This is a genomic window from uncultured Devosia sp. (genome assembly GCF_964244875.1).
Taxonomy (GTDB): domain Bacteria; phylum Pseudomonadota; class Alphaproteobacteria; order Rhizobiales; family Devosiaceae; genus Devosia.
The window spans coordinates 40,660-56,458 of sequence record NZ_CAXTKA010000019.1 but is presented as its reverse complement, the minus strand read 5'-3'; the positions used below and the strand labels follow the sequence as shown (position 1 = coordinate 56,458).

Below are 15,799 nucleotides of genomic sequence, written 5' to 3'. Positions count from 1 at the left end.
ACACGACTTCGAACTGGCCGTCGGCCTGGATTTCGCCGATCAGCACCGGCTTGGTGATGTGGTGGTTGGGCAGCATGGTGGCAGTGCCACCGGTCAGATTGGGGGTTTCGAGGCCGATAATGGCATCAAGGACCGCATCGGTATCGGTGGTGCCGGCCTTTTCGACGGCCTGGACCCAGAGGTTGAAGCCGATGACGGTGGCTTCCATCGGATCGTTGGTGACCTTTTCGGGGTTCTTCATGAAGGTCTGCCAGGCCGAGATGAATTCGGCATTGGCGGGGACATCGACGGACTGGAAGTAGTTCCAGGCGGCCAGATGGCCCACCAGCGGGGTGGTGTCGAAGCCGGCAAGTTCTTCTTCACCGACCGAGAAGGCGACGACAGGAATGTCCTCGGCCTTGATGCCCTGATTGGCGAGTTCCTTGTAGAACGGCACGTTGGCATCGCCATTGATGGTGGAGACCACGGCGGTCTTCTTGCCGGCCGAGCCGAAATTTTTGATGTCGGTGACGATGGTCTGCCAATCGGACTGGCCGAAGGGGGTGTAGTTGATCATGATGTCTTCGGCAGCGACGCCCTTGTCCTTGAGGTACTGCTCAAGGATCTTGTTGGTCGTCTGGGGATAGACATAGTCGGTGCCGGCCAGCACCCAGCGCTCGACGCCTTCGTTTTCCATCAGGTAGTCGACAGCGGGGATGGCCTGCTGGTTGGGGGCGGCGCCAGTGTAGAACACGTTGCGCTGGGATTCTTCGCCCTCGTATTGCACGGGGTAGAAAAGGATGGAGTTCAGTTCCTCGAATACCGGCAGGACGGATTTGCGAGACGAGGAGGTCCAGCAGCCGAAGACGGCGGCGACGCCATCAACGGCGATCAGCTCGCGCGCTTTTTCAGCAAACAGCGGCCAGTCGGAGGCCGGATCGACGACGACGGCTTCGAGCTGCTTGCCCAACAGCCCGCCCTTCTTGTTCTGCTCATCGATGAGGAACAACATGGTGTCCTTCAGCGTGGTTTCGGAAATTGCCATCGTGCCCGACAGCGAATGCAGCACGCCCACCTTGATGGTGTCGTCCTGCGCGAAAGCCGGAACGGCCAATGCCCCCATAGTCAACGTCACGCCGAGCCCCAGGCCCGCAATCATGCGGTTTACGACTGTCATATTACCTCCGACAGATGTGTGTTTGCACCGGAGACTAAATTGCAAAGCCCGTGCCATTGCTTGGCGCGGATGGCTAATGAGTTGATTCAATTGATGGGAGTGGGATTAACGCGGGGCAGGGGTGAGGTTCCGCACGCATTGGCGTTCGGGTGATGCTGGTTCTTTAGGCAAGTATGTCTACTCATGCTTAAGGTTTGAGCATGGCGAGCGTGACGCTTATCGATTGTGCTAAGACGCCAACACGTCTGGATCGTATGGTTGCAAGTTTGATAGGGCATTCGATGTTGGTGGCGGAACCGTTGGCGGAACGCACCGTTGAGTGTGAGAACCGCCAATGCACCAATATCTGGCGGTGATCGAAATGGCGCCCGCCCCCTCCACGGGCGCCATACGATCGGCGGACTGCCGCAGAGGCTGACGCTCCTTTGTGGTGTCTCCGGTGGGGGCGCGAAACTTCGGTTTCGCGCCCTTTTTTTTTCCATCCATGGCGTTAAAAACGGGTCATCGATAGAGTGGCGATGCGGCTCCAGTTTCGTCACAGGTCATCACGAAATCCGTGCCCAATGCAGCAACTGGACGATCAGCCAGGCCAATATCGCACGGGCGGTGACGGGCGACCCGCGCGCGATGGCACGGTAGTGCTGCACGTTCTAAAGCCGTCAGCGTTGCATTGAAAAGGGCCTCGGCAATTGTGCCGGGGCCTTCTTGCTTGAATGGACCGCCGGGTTCAAAAGACAATGGCGCGCTTCGTCCTGATTGGCAGGAACGAAAGCGGTTGCGGTCAGGATGGCGGAAATATAATGGCCGAGCAGAAGCCGATCGTTGGCGGTGGACCCAAGAAGGTTCTCTATACGCTGCGGACCGTGGGGCGCATGGGCGTCGGCAAGGCGGCCAAGGCGCTGACATCCAAGAACGCCTGCAAGGCATGTGCCTATGGCATGGGCGGGCAGCGCGGCGGCATGACCAACGAACTCGATGAGTTCCCCTCGGTTTGCAACAAGAGCGTGCAGGCGCAATCGAGCGATGTGCAGGCAGCGATTCCCGGACCGATTTTCGAGCATTCGATTGCCGAATTGGGCGAGTTGAGCGGGCGCGAGATGGAAAAGCTCGGGCGGCTGGGCATGCCGATCTTCAAGGCGGCAGGGGCGGACAGGTTCGAGCCCGTGGGCTGGGAGTTCGCCATCTCGCATGCGGCGGCGCAACTCAAGGTAACCGATCCGCAGCGGAGTTTTTTTTATTCGTCGGGGCGATCGTCCAACGAGGCGGGATTTATCTTCCAGCTGCTGGCGCGCGCCTATGGGACGAACAACGTCAACAATTGCTCGTATTATTGCCATCAGGCGACCAGCGAGGGGCTGAAGACCACGATCGGGTCGGGTACGGCAACGATCGAGCTGGAGGACTTGACGGGGTGCGACCTGATCTTCGTGATCGGCGCCAATCCGTCGTCCAACCATCCGCGCTTCATCCATATGCTCAAGAACTGCCGCGAGCGGGGCGGACAGGTGATCGTGATCAATCCGGCCAAGGAGCCGGGGCTGGTCAAGTTCGCGGTGCCCAAGTCGCCCAGTTCGATGCTCAAGGGCGGCAGCGAGATCGCCTCGGACTATGTGCAGCCGCGCATCGGCTCGGATATTGCGCTGCTCAAGGGCATTGCCAAGGCGGTGATCGAAGCGGGGCTCGAAGCCAGGGAATTCATTGCGGCGCACGCCAGCGGCTACGCGGCGTTTCGCGATGACGTAGCGGCGCTGGGATGGGACGAGATCGAGGCCGCTTGCGGGGTGTCGCAAGCGCGGATCGAGGAGATCGCGCAGCGTTACGGGCAGGCGCAGAACGCCGTGTTCGCCTGGGGCATGGGGATGACCCACCATGTACATGGCGTCGCCAATGTCGAGGCGATCGCCAACCTGGCGATGTTGCGGGGGATGATCGGCAAGCGCTACGCGGGGCTGTTGCCGCTGCGGGGACATTCCAATGTGCAGGGCATCGGCACGATCGGGGTCAAGCCGGTATTAGCCAAGGACGTGCTGGGCAAGATGGAAAGCGCATTCGGGATGAGCTTTCCGAGCCAGCAGGGCATGGACACCATGGCGTGCCTCAAGGCGGCGGAACGCGGCGAGATGGATGCTGCCGTGATCATGGGCGGCAATCTGTGGGGTGCGACGCCGGACACCGAATTCGCCAGCCGGGCGATGGGGACGATCGGCTTCAAGCTGTTTTTGACCACGACGCTGAACAAGGGCCATGTGCATGGGCTGGGCGAGGGAGAAGTGCTGATCCTGCCGGTCACGGCGCGGGATGAGGAATGGCAGCCGACGACGCAGGAATCGATGTTCAACTACGTGCGGCTCAGCGATGGCGGGATCAGGCGGCTGGAAACCGTGCGGCCCGAGAGCCAGATCCTGTGCGATATCGCCAGCCGGTTGCTGCCGGATTCGGTGATCGATTTCAAGGCGTTCGCGCGGCATTCGAAGGTGCGCGAGGCGATTGCGGCGATCGTACCAGGGATGGAGCAATTGGCCGATATCGATGTGGCCAAGGAGGAATTTCACATCAAGCAGCGGGTGATGCACCTGCCCGAATTCGGCACGCTGGACGGGCGGGCGCATTTCGTGGTGACGCCGTTGCCGGTGTTGGCGCCGGGCAAGCTGCTGCTGGCCACAGTGCGCAGCGAGGGGCAGTTCAACACCATAATCTACGAGGACAATGACAGTTATCGCGGCGGCGCGGGGCGAGATGCGGTGTTTCTGAACAGCGCCGACATGGCGGCATTCGGGGTCAGCGAGGGGCAGGTGGTGACGGTGGCATCGGTGGTCGGGCGGATGAGCGGGGTGGTGCGGGCGTTCGACCTGCCGCGGGGCAGTGCGTTGGCCTATTATCCCGAGGCCAATGTGCTGGTGGGGACGACGGTCGACCCGCGCAGCAAGACCCCGGCGTTCAAGTCGGTGCCGGTGTGGATCGAGGCGTAGCCGGCGCGGCCGGCTCTGCGGCCGGGCCAAGCAGCAGGATGGTCGGCTTGGCAGTCAGCAGTTTGACGGCGGCGGCCTTGACCTGGTCGAGCGTGACGGCATCGATCAGGGCGGGACGGCTGGCGATGTAGTCGATGGGCCGGCCATTGTCCTGCAGGGCAACCAGGGTACTGGCGATGGCGATCGAGGAACTCATGTTCTCGATGGCGTAGGAGCCGATAATATATTTCTTGGCCGAGGCAAGTTCGGCTGGCGTGGGACCGTTCCTCGCCATGTCGGCGATGACATTCTCGATCACCTGGAGGGTTTCGGCGGCCCGGTCGGCGCGCGTGGCGGTGCCCACGATCAGCGAATCGGCGTGTTCGGAGCCTTGCAGGGACGAGCTGACCCCATAGGTGAGGCCGCGCTTTTCGCGCACTTCGGCAAAGAGGCGCGAGCCGGAATTGCCACCCAGGATGTAGTTCATCACATAGGCGGCAAAAAAGTCGGACTCGTTGCTGTCGACGCCGGGATAAGCCAGATAGATAGCGGTTTGCGGCAGGTCGTAGTCGATCGTCACCTTTTGGCCGAGACTGGGCTGGATGTCGGCTATCGGGGCCAGCACCGGTTGTTCGGGGAGGTCGCCGAACAGCTCATCGAGCCGGGTCTTGAGCGTTGACGCAGCGATGGCGCCGACGACGCCGACATGCAGGTTGGCGCGCGCGAACATGGCCCGGTGAAATGCCCGCAGATCGGAGGGGCCGATGCTCGCCAGGCTGGCAATCGTGCCATCGCCCGGCCGGGCATAGGGGTGGTCGCCGTAAAGCGTTCTGGCCCATTGGCGATTGGCCTCGGTTTCGGGATTTTGCGCGTTGGCGGTGATGCCCGAGACGATCTGGCTGCGCATCCGCTCGATCGGATTTTCATCAAACCTTGGAGTTTCGATCGACATTTCGAGCAGATCGAAGGCTTCGGCCTGATGGTCGGCAAGCATGCGCATGAAGCCATACACACCGTCCATGTCGGCGTTGAAACCCATCTCGGCGCCGGCGTCGTCCAGCCTGATCTGGAACGCATCGCTATCGAGATTGCCGGCGCCTTCGTCGAACAGGCTGGTCATCAGATTGGCCAACCCTTCCTTGCCGGCCGGATCCTGGGCGCTGCCGCCGGCAAAGGAGAAGCGGATGGTCACGACAGGAACTGAATAATCCTCGACCAGCCAGGCGGTGATGCCTTTGGGCGATGTCACCTGCTGGAACACCACTTCGGCATGGGCGGGAACAACGCTCAGAACAGCCGTGACGAGCAGAGCAAGAAAACGAGCGAGCATGTTCTATTGTCCTTGCACGGCGGGAGGCAGCAAATAGCCGGTGACCGCCACCGACGGATCGAGATAGCGCCGGGCGACGGCCTGGACCTGTTCGGCGGTGACGGCGCGGATGCGGTCGGGCCATTGCGCGATGTCCTCGACGCTGCCGCCGGTGCTCAATTCGCGGCCGTAGAGATTGGCCATGTCCGATTGCTGGTCGCGCGCGAAAACCAGGCTGCGAACGAAGCGCGTCTTGGCGCTTTCGAGTTCGGCGGGGGTGACGCCGTCCCGGATCAGCATCGCGATCTGATCGGTGACTGCGGCTTCGACGGCCGCCAATGTGGCATTGCCCTGGGGCACGCCATAAACGGTGAAGCCGCTGGGATCATAGGCGCCTGAATCATAAGCTGCGCCGGCGGCGGCGCCGATGCCGGTTTTGACAACGACCTGCTGGTAAAGCCTGCTGCGGATACCGCCGCCGAGAATTTCGGCCAGGAGATCGAGCGCTTCGGCTTCGCCCGGCGCGGCGCTGTTGTAGGTGGGTACGACCCAGGATGTGGAGAAGGCGGGCACGCCGACGCGCGGGTCATGTAGCGTAACGGTGCGCGCGGTGTCGTGCTCGGGCTCGGATGGGCGCAGGCGGGGCGGCAGATCTGGGGTAGGCGGGACCAGGCGATAGGTCTGTTGGGCCATGGCCAGCACATCGGCCGGCTCGACATCGCCAGCCACCACCAGCAACGCGTTGTTGGGCGCATAGTAACGGTCATAGAAGGCGACGGCGTCGCGGCGATTGAGCTGTTCCATTTCGTGCAGCCAGCCGATCACCGGGATGCGGTAAGGATGATTTTGATAGAGCGTCGCCGCGACTTCTTCCTGCAGCAAGGCGCGCGGGCTGCTGTCGATGCGCGAGCGGCGCTCTTCGAGTACCACGTCGCGCTCAGCGTCGATGACATCCTCGGACAGGACGAGGCCACGCATGCGATCGGCCTCAAAGCGCATCATGGTGGCCAGAGCGTCGGGCGGGACCATCTGGAAATAGGCGGTGTAGTCATTGGCGGTGAACGCGTTTTCCGTCCCGCCGACATCGCTGACGACCTTGCTGAATTCGCCGGCCGGATGCGCTTTGGTGCCCTTGAACATCAGATGTTCGAAGAAGTGGGCGATGCCGGACTTGCCGGGTGGCTCGTCGGCACTGCCGATCTTGTACCACAGCATATGGGTGACGATGGGCGCCCGGTGATCGGGGATGACTACGATTTCAAGGCCATTGTCGAGTACGTAATGAGCCACCTCGGCCTGGGCCGGGGTTTGCGCGAGGGTGGGCAAGGCGAGCCCGGCCATGCAGGCGGCCAGGGCAAGGGCGCGCGCCAGTCCAATCGTCGATACCATCAGGGCTCCAGGCTCGCATTCGCCCGGGATGGCGAAGCAAAGCCTTGTAGGGGGCAAAATGTGGCGAAGTCGAGCCTGGTGACGGTGCGCGCCTGCTCCTTTACGCCAGGGGATAGGCGACGTAGGCCAAGCGCTTGCTGTCGGGAGCCCAGGAATTGACGTTGATGGTGCCCTGGCCGCCAAAGAGGCTGGCGAAGGTGCGCTGGCTGGCGCCATCGGGGTTCATCAAGCGCAGCAGGACGTCCTTGTCGGCGGGGTGGCCAAGCGTGCCCTCGGGGAAGCTGATGAAGGCGACCTGGCTGCCATCGGGTGACAGGTGGGGGAACCAGTTGACCAGGTTGTCGAAGGTCAATTGCTCGGGAGCGGCGCTGCCATCGGCGGGCATGCGGAACACCTGGGCGTGGCCAGGCTGGCTGGCAGCGAGTTCGGAGTTGAAGTAGACCCAGCGGCCGTCGGGCGAATATTCGGGGCCGTCGTTGGGGACCGAAAGGTCGGTGAGGCGGGTATCGGGGCCGCCGGCGGCAGGTATGGTGAAGACGTTGACACGGCGGTCTGGCCCCTTGCCCTCGATGGCGACGTAGCTCAGTGTTTTGCCATCGGGCGCGATGCCGTGCAGGTAATAGTGGAACGGGGTGTCGTGGGTATTGGAAACGCGGCGCGGGGTGCCGCCGGCAAAGGGCACGGCATAGAGGTGACCATCGTCGGAGCTGACATAGATGGTCGAGCCGTCGGGGGCCAGGACGTGGTCGTTGTTGAGATCGGCGAGGTGGCCGGTATCGATGGGGGCGATGTCGCCGCCGTTGGGGGCAATGCGGAACAGCTTGCCGCCGGCATTGAATACCAGCCACTGGCCGTCAGCGGACCAGTTGGGCGCTTCGATGATTTCATCGGCGGTGAGGATGACCGACGCATGGCCATCCAGGTCGATGACGGTCAGTTCGGAACGCTGGCCGGGGGAGAGGGTGCGGCCGCGGCGGGGAAAGGTGAAGGGCAAGATGAGACGCCTCGAGCTTGTATGAACGTTAATTCAACGTAGCGCAGCGTGTGATTGAGCGCCAGAGCGCAGTCAACGGTATGTGAATTGGCGAGCAGGCACCCTCACCCGTCTCCCCGACGGGGAGAGGAATAGAAGGCGCGATGCCTTTCGTTCTTCTCCCCCGTCGGGGAGAAGGCGGCCCGAAGGGCCGGATGAGGGTGTCTGCATTGAACAGGATTGCCGCGCCGGAGGGCTTGCCCTACATACGGGGCCAAAATCGTGTTCCCGTTACCGAAGGTTTGCAGCCGATGGCTCGCCAATTCATCTATCACATGAGCGGAATGTCCAAAGCCTATGCCGGCGGCAAGAAGGTGTTGGACAATATCCACCTGTCGTTCTACCCCGACGCCAAGATCGGCGTCCTGGGGCCCAACGGCTCAGGCAAGTCGACGTTGCTCAAGATCATGGCCGGGATCGACACCGAATTCGGTGGCGAAGCCTGGCTGGCGCAGGGGGCCAAGCTTGGCTACCTGGCGCAGGAGCCCGAGCTGGACCCGGCGCTGGACGTGCTCGGCAATGTGATGACCGGGGTCAAGGAAAAAAAGGCCGTCGTTGATCGGTATAATGAATTGATGATGGAGTATTCCGACGAGACTGCCGACGAGGCATCCAAGCTACAGGACCAGATCGACGCGGAAAACCTGTGGGACCTGGAATCGCAGGTGGAAGTGGCGATGGAAGCGCTGGGCTGCCCGCCGGGCGATGCCGACGTGACCAAGCTGTCGGGCGGCGAGCGGCGGCGGGTTGCGCTATGCGCACTGTTGCTGAGCAAGCCGGACCTGTTGCTGCTGGACGAGCCGACCAACCATCTGGACGCCGAGACCACCGCATGGCTGGAGCGGCATTTGCGCGAGTTCGAGGGCGCGGTGCTGATCATCACCCATGATCGCTATTTCCTCGACAATGTCACCGGCTGGATCCTGGAGCTCGACCGCGGGCGCGGCGTGCCTTACGAGGGAAATTATTCCGCCTATCTGACGGCGAAGGCCAAGCGCTTCGCGCAGGAAAAAAGCGAGGACGCGGCGCGCGCCAAGGTGCTCGAGCGCGAGCGCGAATGGATGGGGCAATCTCCCCAAGCAAGACAGACCAAGTCCAAGGCCCGCCTCAAATCCTATGAGGAACTGGTCAAGATCAACGAGGCGCGCACCCAGTCATCGACGGCGCAGATCATCATTCCGGCCGGCGAGCGGCTGGGCAATAATGTGATCGATATCGAAGGCGTCACGAAGTCGTATGGTGATCGGCTGTTGATCGACAATCTGACCTTCAAGTTGCCGCCGGGCGGCATCGTGGGTGTGATCGGGCCAAACGGAGCGGGCAAGACCACGCTGTTCCGCATGATCACCGGGCAGGAGGCGCCCGACGCCGGCTCGGTGAGCGTCGCCGACAGCGTGCATATGGGCTATGTCGACCAGAGCCGCGACAGCCTCAACCCGAACAAGACCGTCTGGGAAGAAATCTCGGAGGGCGACGAAATCCTGCTGCTGGGCAAGCGCGAGGTCAATTCGCGCGCCTATACGTCCTCGTTCAACTTCAAGGGCGGCGACCAGCAGCAGAAGGTGGGTAATCTCTCGGGCGGGCAGCGCAACCGCGTGCACCTGGCCAAGATGCTCAAGAGCGGTGCCAACGTCCTGCTGCTCGACGAGCCGACCAACGATCTCGACACCGAAACCCTTGCCGCGCTGGAAGAAGCGCTGGAAGAATTCGCGGGGTGCGCGGTGATCATCAGCCATGATCGCATGTTCCTCGATCGGCTGGCCACGCACATGCTGGCCTTCGAGGGGGATTCCCATGTCGAATGGTTCGAGGGGAATTTTGCGGACTACGAAGCGGACAAGGTGCGGCGCCTGGGCGCCGACGCGGTGAACCCGAAGCGTGCGACGTATAAGCCGCTGACACGGTAGGGGAGCGGGGTCTCGCCCCGGCAGATTGTCTGGAGGATTGGATGCTCTTGGGGCGGGGGGTGACGCCGTTTTCCATTGACGTGCCGGGCGGGACGCTCGCGGCCGTCGAGGTGGGCGAGGGGTTGGCGGTGGTTTTTTTGCATGCGGGGGTGTGCGACAAGCGGATGTGGCTGAGCCAGATAGAGGCGGTGGCCGAGGAGGGGTGGCATGCCATTGCCTATGATCGGCGCGGTTATGGAGAAGCGGTTTCACAGGATGTGGCGTTCGATCACGTGGATGATCTCGCGGCGGTGATGGACGCACGAGGGGTGCATGCGGCGGTGCTGGTTGGGTGTTCGATGGGGGGCGGGCTGGCGGTGGATTTCGCGCTGCGCCATCCCGGGCGGGTGATGGGGCTGGCCTTGTTTGGCACGTCGATCACGGGCGCGCCCTGGGAGGCGACGCAGGCCGAGCGGCAGTTGGAAATGGCTGAGGAGGACGCGGTCGAGCGCGGCGATCTGGATATGCTCAACAAAGTGCAGGCGCATGAATGGCTCGATGGGCCGCGGGCGGCCAATGGGCGGGTGCGCGGCGCGGCGCGGGAGCTATTTTTGGACATGAATGGCGTGGTGCTGCGCAAGCCGGCGTTAACGCAGGCCGAGAGGTCGCCCGATGCCTGGCCGCGAATGCACCAGATCGGTACACCAACGCTGCTGGTGGTGGGAGACGAGGATTTTTCCTGCCTGATCGAACGGCATGACGATCTGTCCGAAGAAATACCCAATGCCTTCGCGGTGGTGTTGGAAGGCGTCGCGCATATCGCCAGCATCGAGCGGCCCGATCTGGTCAATCCCCTGCTGGTCGAGTTTCTCGATGCAGTGATGGGTGAGGATGAGGACGACGAGCAGGAATGAGGCCGTGCCGGGTCTTGGAACTTGGTGGCTAGGCAGGCACCTTTATCCGGTTGCGCAAGGATCCTGGCTCATCACCAAAAGGCGGTAGAGCAATCACAAAGCTTCATTGGCGGGCGCGGGGCGGCGCTGCTATCAGGGGCTTTTAGGGCGCCGCACAGGCGTGGAGTTGTTCATGTCCCTCCCAGAATCAGCGTCCGAGGCGATTGCGCCGGTTTCCGCCATCCAGGCCAAGGATGCCGCCAATGGCATTGTGGCGGCGCTGGTCGCCTATTTGCTGTGGGGCTTCCTGCCGCTGCTGATCCATCCACTGGAGGCCGTGGGCTCGATCATGATCGTGGCCGAGCGGACGGTCTATTCGTTGATCCTGTTGGCGGTCGTGCTGGCGGTGACGGGCAAGTTCGGCGAAGTGCGGGCGTTTCTGCGCGACGGGCGCAAGGTGCGCATCCTCTTCTTGTCGGCGGTGCTGCTGGCGTTCAACTGGCTGCTTTACGTCTATGCTGTCGAAGCGGGGCAATTGCTGCAGGCCAGCTTTGGCTATTTCATCAATCCACTGGTCAATATCGCCATGGGCATGGTGCTCCTGGGCGAGCGGCAAAACCGGTGGCAGACGGTGTCGATCGCCATTGCGGTGGTCGCGATCGCGATCCAGGCGGCCGGGCTGGGCGGGGTGCCTTATATCGCGCTGGGCCTGGCCGTGAGCTTCGGGCTTTACGGCTATTTCCGCAAAACGGCGATGCTGGGGCCGGCGACGGGGCTGTTTGCCGAGACGCTGATGATCGCGCCGATCGCGCTGGTCTATATCGGCTACAATCTGTTCACGGTGGGCGTCGGGGTGCATGGCGATCCGCAGACGCTGCTGCTGCTGGTGTTGACCGGGCCAGCAACGGCGGTGCCGCTGCTGCTGTTCGCCTTTGCGGTGCAGCGGTTGCGGCTGACCACGATCGGGATGTTTCAATACCTTGCGCCCTCGATCCAGTTTCTGATCGCAGTATTCCTGTTCCATGAGGAGCTCAATCCGGTGCGGCTGCTCAGCTTCGGGCTGATCTGGCTGTCGCTGGCGGTGTATACGGCGGATAGTTTTCGGCGGCGCCCACGCCTGGCGGCGGCGTAGCGCGGATCACCTCGGCGATTCGAGTGAATTGGGCGGCAAAGGGCGTGGCGTCGCGCCACACCAGCGACAGTCGGCGGCCGGCGCCGGGGGCGGCGAGGGGATGAATGGCGATGCGTGGATCATTGGCCTCCTTGCGCAGGGCAATGGTGGGCAGCAGCGTTACCCCCTGACCGTTGGCGACGAATTCGACGATGGTGGAGAGCGAGGTGGCGGCGAAGGTGCGGCCGGCGGGGTCGGCATCCAGGCGGCAGGCGGCGATGGTCTGGTCGCGGAAACAATGACCCTCGTCCAGTAAAAGAATGCGCTCGGGACGCAACGTGGCCAGCGTTACCGGGATCGCCGTGACCTCGTCGTGGCTGGTGGCCAGAACGAAGAGATCATCGAACAGCGGCGCGCTGGCCAGCTTGGGGCCGTCGGTGGGTGGACTGGTGCCGATCAGGGCGATGTCGAGACTGCCGTCCACGAGGCCGGCGAGCAGCGCATCGGTACGGTTTTCGCTAATGGTGAATTGCAGGCCGGGCAGGGCGGTGGTCAGTGCGGGAAAGATTTCGGGCAGCAGATAAGGCGCCACGGTGGGGATGAGGCCGAAGCGCAAGGGGCGTTGCGGCTCGCCGGCGTGACCCGAGGCAAAGGCGGCAAGGGCACCGGCGCTGTCGAGCACCAGGCGGGTACGCTCGATAAATTCGCGGCCGAAGGGCGTGGTGCGGACGGCGCGCGTCAGCCGGTCAAACAGGGCAGTGCCGCACTCGGCTTCGACCTGGGCGATCTGCTGGGACAAGGCTGGCTGGCTGATATTGCAGGCGGTGGCGGCGCGACCGAAATGGCCGAAATCGGCGACCGCGACCGCATAGCGCATTTGCTTGAGCGAGATTGTCATAATAGGGGCAGCTTATCGCAATAAGAAGATCAATCAATTTGCCTAATGAACTTTGTTGGCCCAAAACAGGGACACATTAGAATTGTTCCAAGGGAGACGGCGGATGACTGACAAACCCGTAATGACGACGAGTGCCGGAGCTCCGGTGCCGGACAATCAGAATTCGGAAACCGCTGGAGCGCGCGGCCCGGTGCTGCTGCAGGATTATCAACTGCTGGAAAAGCTGGCGCATCAGAACCGCGAGCGCATTCCCGAGCGCGTGGTGCATGCCAAGGGTTGGGGTGCATTTGGCACGCTGACCATCACCAACGATATCTCGAAATACACCATCGCCAAGGTATTCGGGGCGGTTGGCAAGACGACGGATTTGCTGATTCGGTTTTCGACGGTGGCCGGCGAGATGGGCGCGGCGGATGCCGAGCGCGACGTGCGCGGGTTTTCGTTCAAGTTCTATACCGAGGAGGGCAATTGGGACCTGGTAGGCAACAATACGCCGGTGTTCTTCGTGCGCGATCCGCTCAAGTTCCCCGATTTCATCCACACCCAGAAGCGCCATCCGAAAACCAATCTGCGCTCCAAGACGGCGATGTGGGATTTCTGGAGCCAGAGCCCGGAGGCGCTGCACCAGATCACGACGTTGTTTTCCGATCGCGGCCTGCCGGTGGCGCCGATGTATATGAACGGCTATGGCAGCCACACCTATTCGCTGTGGAACGCCGATGGCGAGCGGTTCTGGGTGAAGTTTCACTTCAAGACGCTGCAAGGGCATCGGCATTACACCAATGGCGAGGCCGAAAAGATCATCGGGCAGAGCCGCGAGACCTATCAGGAAGAGCTGTTCGGCGGCATCGAGCGCGGCGAATTTCCGCGCTGGCGCATGGAAGTGCAGATCATGCCGGAGGCCGATGCCGACAAGACAGCGTACAACCCGTTCGATCTGACCAAGGTGTGGCCGCATGCCGACTATCCGCAGATCGAGGTGGGCATTGTCGAGCTGAACCGGAACGCGGACAATTATTTCGCCCAGATCGAGCAGGCGGCGTTTTCGCCCTCCAACAAGGTGCCCGGGATCGGCTATTCGCCCGACAAGATGCTGCAGGCGCGGGTGTTTTCCTATGCCGACGCGCATCGCTACCGGCTGGGGACGCATTACGAATCGATCCCGGTCAACCAGCCGCAGGTGCCGGTGCATCACTATCACCGCGACGGGCAGATGAATGTTTATGGGGGGATCAAGACGGGCAATCCGGACGCGTATTACGAGCCCAATTCGTTTGGCGGGCCGGTCGAGGACCACGCAGTCAAGGAGCCGCCGTTGCGGATCGTGGGCGATGCGGATCGCTACAACCACCGCGAGGGCAATGATGATTATGGCCAGCCGCGGGCGTTGTGGAACCTGTTCGATGACGCGCAGAAGGGACGGCTTTACGATAACCTGGCCGCTGCCATGGACGGGGTGCCGGACGAGATCATCGAGCGGCAACTGGCGCATTTCGCATTGATCGATCCGGCGTATTCGCTGGGTATCAGGGCGGCACGGGCGGCGTTGTCCGGCAGAGCGGTGGACAGTATCTCGGACGAGGAGACCGTTGCGGCGGAATAGGCTGCAGGTCAGACTGGGGTGCGTGCCGGTCTATGGATCGGGCACGTCCGCCTGGCCTCTCCCTACCAGGGGGAGGATCAGGATGGGGGTGGACTGGCCCCAATATTGGGGCTCTCATACCCCCACCCAACCTCCCCCTGGAAGGGGGAGGAGCTGTCCGGCGGTAATGATGGGATCGTGCCAAGCTTCGCGATACCTCGACCGTCAAGAGGAGGTGTCGGCTCGTGGGCGGTTGGATTGGGTCTAGCTTTGTGCAAGCCTGTCTTGGCCAGGGTGAAGATCGGGCGGGAACGCCGAACCGCGGGGCAATTCCTTACGCAAAATCCCGTAAAATTTGAGTAAAATCCGGTTCGCCAACTTCAGCGGGCACAAGAACCTGCCGGTCCATCCTCCAATGCAGATGACGGCAGCGGCCGGGAGAAAGACGATGAGCGAACTTGACCAGGGCCAGCGCGCGTTCTCGAGTTTCAGGGTCCTGAACGGAGAGGACAATCATTCCGAGCGCGACCAGTTATTTCGCAATATGGCGCAGTTGTTCAGCTTCGTGTCGGACCAGTGCGACGATGAGCAAGTTGCTCAATATGACGAGGTGTTGTGCCAACTGGCTGAGCTGGTCGAGGTCGAGGCGCGGGTGCATGTGGCCAAGCTGCTGGCGCCGCTGGAGCGGGCGCCGGGGACGGTGGTCGTCAAGCTGGCCAATGATGATATCGAAGTGGCCAAGCACCTGCTGGAATTTTCCAATGTGCTGAGTGACGACGATCTGATCGACATCATCGGGCGCCAGAGCGAGCAGCACCGGGTGGCGATCGCGGGGCGCGTCAACGTGCCGGACAGGGTCGGCGAAGCGATCGTCGAGCATGGGGAAACCTCCTCGGTGGTGCGGCTGGTGCGCAATGAGACGGCCGAATTCGACACCGCGACACTGCAAAAGCTGGTGGCGCGGGCGAATACGGACGCCGAAATCGCCAGCGACCTGCGCGGCCGCACTTCGATCGACTGGTCGCAACTGCGCGGCGAAATCGACCAGGCGTCCGGCAAGGTGCTGGAAACGCTGGGTGGCACCGACACGATGATCGACCCGGTGGCTGCGGGCAAGGTCAACGCCGTGGTTTACAACCGCATGCGCAATCGCGCCGGTTTTTCGGCCACCGAATGGAAGGTGGCCTATAACCAGGTCAAGGCGCTGAGCGACCGCAAGCAGCTCGACGAGCGGGCGCTGGCGCGGTTTGCGCGCTTCGGCTATGGCCACCATGCCGCGGCGGCGTTGACGGTCATGCTCAAGGTCGCGCCAGAAGTGTTCGTCAAATGGCTGGCGGGGCAGGACTACGTGGCTGTCACCGTGGCGCTAAAGGCGGCCGGGCTGACCCCGGAGCTGTTTGAAGCCATCGTCGGCACGCTGCCGTGGCGCGACCTGCCGAGCGAAGCTGACAAGAAGAACGTGCTGGTGCGCTTTGAAGCAATCAGCCGGGACGAGGCGAGCGGGATTTTCGAATTGTGGCGCGCGCATGCATTCCGCAAGCGGACCACTACGGAAGAGCGGGCAGATGTGCCGGCCTGAGTGCCGGCACGCATA

The 15,799-nt window shown here is 62.5% G+C and carries 11 protein-coding genes; 6 read left to right on the top strand and 5 right to left on the bottom strand.

Translation table 11 applies throughout. From position 1 onward, the window contains the following. Window positions 1–1,102, bottom strand: a 1,102-nt coding sequence (urtA, locus tag ACFE8X_RS17045) for an urea ABC transporter substrate-binding protein (RefSeq protein ID WP_375452696.1), incomplete at its 3' end; no start/stop codon positions are given. An 854-nt stretch (window positions 1,103–1,956) separates the two neighbouring features. Here urtA and ACFE8X_RS17040 point away from each other — a divergent pair. Continuing rightward, on the top strand, window positions 1,957–4,125 hold the full coding sequence (locus ACFE8X_RS17040) for an FdhF/YdeP family oxidoreductase (protein ID WP_375452692.1): 2,169 nt from the start codon (window positions 1,957–1,959) through the stop codon (window positions 4,123–4,125). Here the strand turns inward: ACFE8X_RS17040 and ACFE8X_RS17035 are convergent. From ACFE8X_RS17035 to ACFE8X_RS17025, 3 genes are all read right to left on the bottom strand, one after another. Beyond that, on the bottom strand, window positions 4,094–5,434 hold the full coding sequence (locus tag ACFE8X_RS17035) for a M16 family metallopeptidase (protein WP_375452691.1): 1,341 nt from the start codon (window positions 5,432–5,434) through the stop codon (window positions 4,094–4,096). The two genes, ACFE8X_RS17040 and ACFE8X_RS17035, sit on opposite strands and share 32 nt — an antisense overlap. 3 nt (window positions 5,435–5,437) lie before the next feature. Beyond that, complete coding sequence (locus ACFE8X_RS17030; RefSeq protein ID WP_375452690.1) at window positions 5,438–6,802, bottom strand: M16 family metallopeptidase; 1,365 nt, start codon at window positions 6,800–6,802, stop codon at window positions 5,438–5,440. Between the two features lie 100 nt (window positions 6,803–6,902). Beyond that, window positions 6,903–7,796 carry a TolB family protein gene (locus ACFE8X_RS17025; RefSeq protein ID WP_375452689.1) on the bottom strand — a complete coding sequence of 298 codons (894 nt, stop codon included), beginning with the start codon at window positions 7,794–7,796 and terminating at the stop codon, window positions 6,903–6,905. A 290-nt stretch (window positions 7,797–8,086) separates the two neighbouring features. Here ACFE8X_RS17025 and ettA point away from each other — a divergent pair, with 290 nt between their 5' ends. From ettA to rarD, 3 genes are all read left to right on the top strand, one after another. Continuing rightward, a complete protein-coding gene (ettA, locus tag ACFE8X_RS17020; protein ID WP_375452688.1) occupies window positions 8,087–9,742 on the top strand; it encodes an energy-dependent translational throttle protein EttA in 1,656 nt (551 codons plus the stop codon). Window positions 9,743–9,801: 59 nt separating this feature from the next. Beyond that, complete coding sequence (locus ACFE8X_RS17015) at window positions 9,802–10,635, top strand: alpha/beta fold hydrolase (RefSeq protein ID WP_375452687.1); 834 nt, start codon at window positions 9,802–9,804, stop codon at window positions 10,633–10,635. A 172-nt stretch (window positions 10,636–10,807) separates the two neighbouring features. After that, entirely contained in the window at window positions 10,808–11,746 is a 939-nt protein-coding gene (gene rarD, locus ACFE8X_RS17010) for an EamA family transporter RarD (RefSeq protein WP_375452686.1), read from the top strand. On the opposite strand, the gene ACFE8X_RS17005 is transcribed toward rarD, so the two are convergent. Beyond that, window positions 11,664–12,623 (bottom strand): LysR substrate-binding domain-containing protein, encoded by a 960-nt coding sequence (locus ACFE8X_RS17005; protein ID WP_375452685.1) that lies wholly within the window; start codon window positions 12,621–12,623, stop codon window positions 11,664–11,666. The genes rarD and ACFE8X_RS17005 overlap by 83 nt on opposite strands. 103 nt (window positions 12,624–12,726) lie before the next feature. Between ACFE8X_RS17005 and ACFE8X_RS17000 the strand changes: the two genes are divergently transcribed. Continuing rightward, window positions 12,727–14,226 carry a catalase gene (locus ACFE8X_RS17000; RefSeq protein WP_375452684.1) on the top strand — a complete coding sequence of 500 codons (1,500 nt, stop codon included), beginning with the start codon at window positions 12,727–12,729 and terminating at the stop codon, window positions 14,224–14,226. A gap of 427 nt (window positions 14,227–14,653) precedes the next feature. Continuing rightward, window positions 14,654–15,784, top strand: coding sequence for a DUF2336 domain-containing protein (locus tag ACFE8X_RS16995; RefSeq protein ID WP_375452683.1), 1,131 nt, complete (start codon window positions 14,654–14,656; stop codon window positions 15,782–15,784). Window positions 15,785–15,799 lie beyond the last annotated feature (15 nt).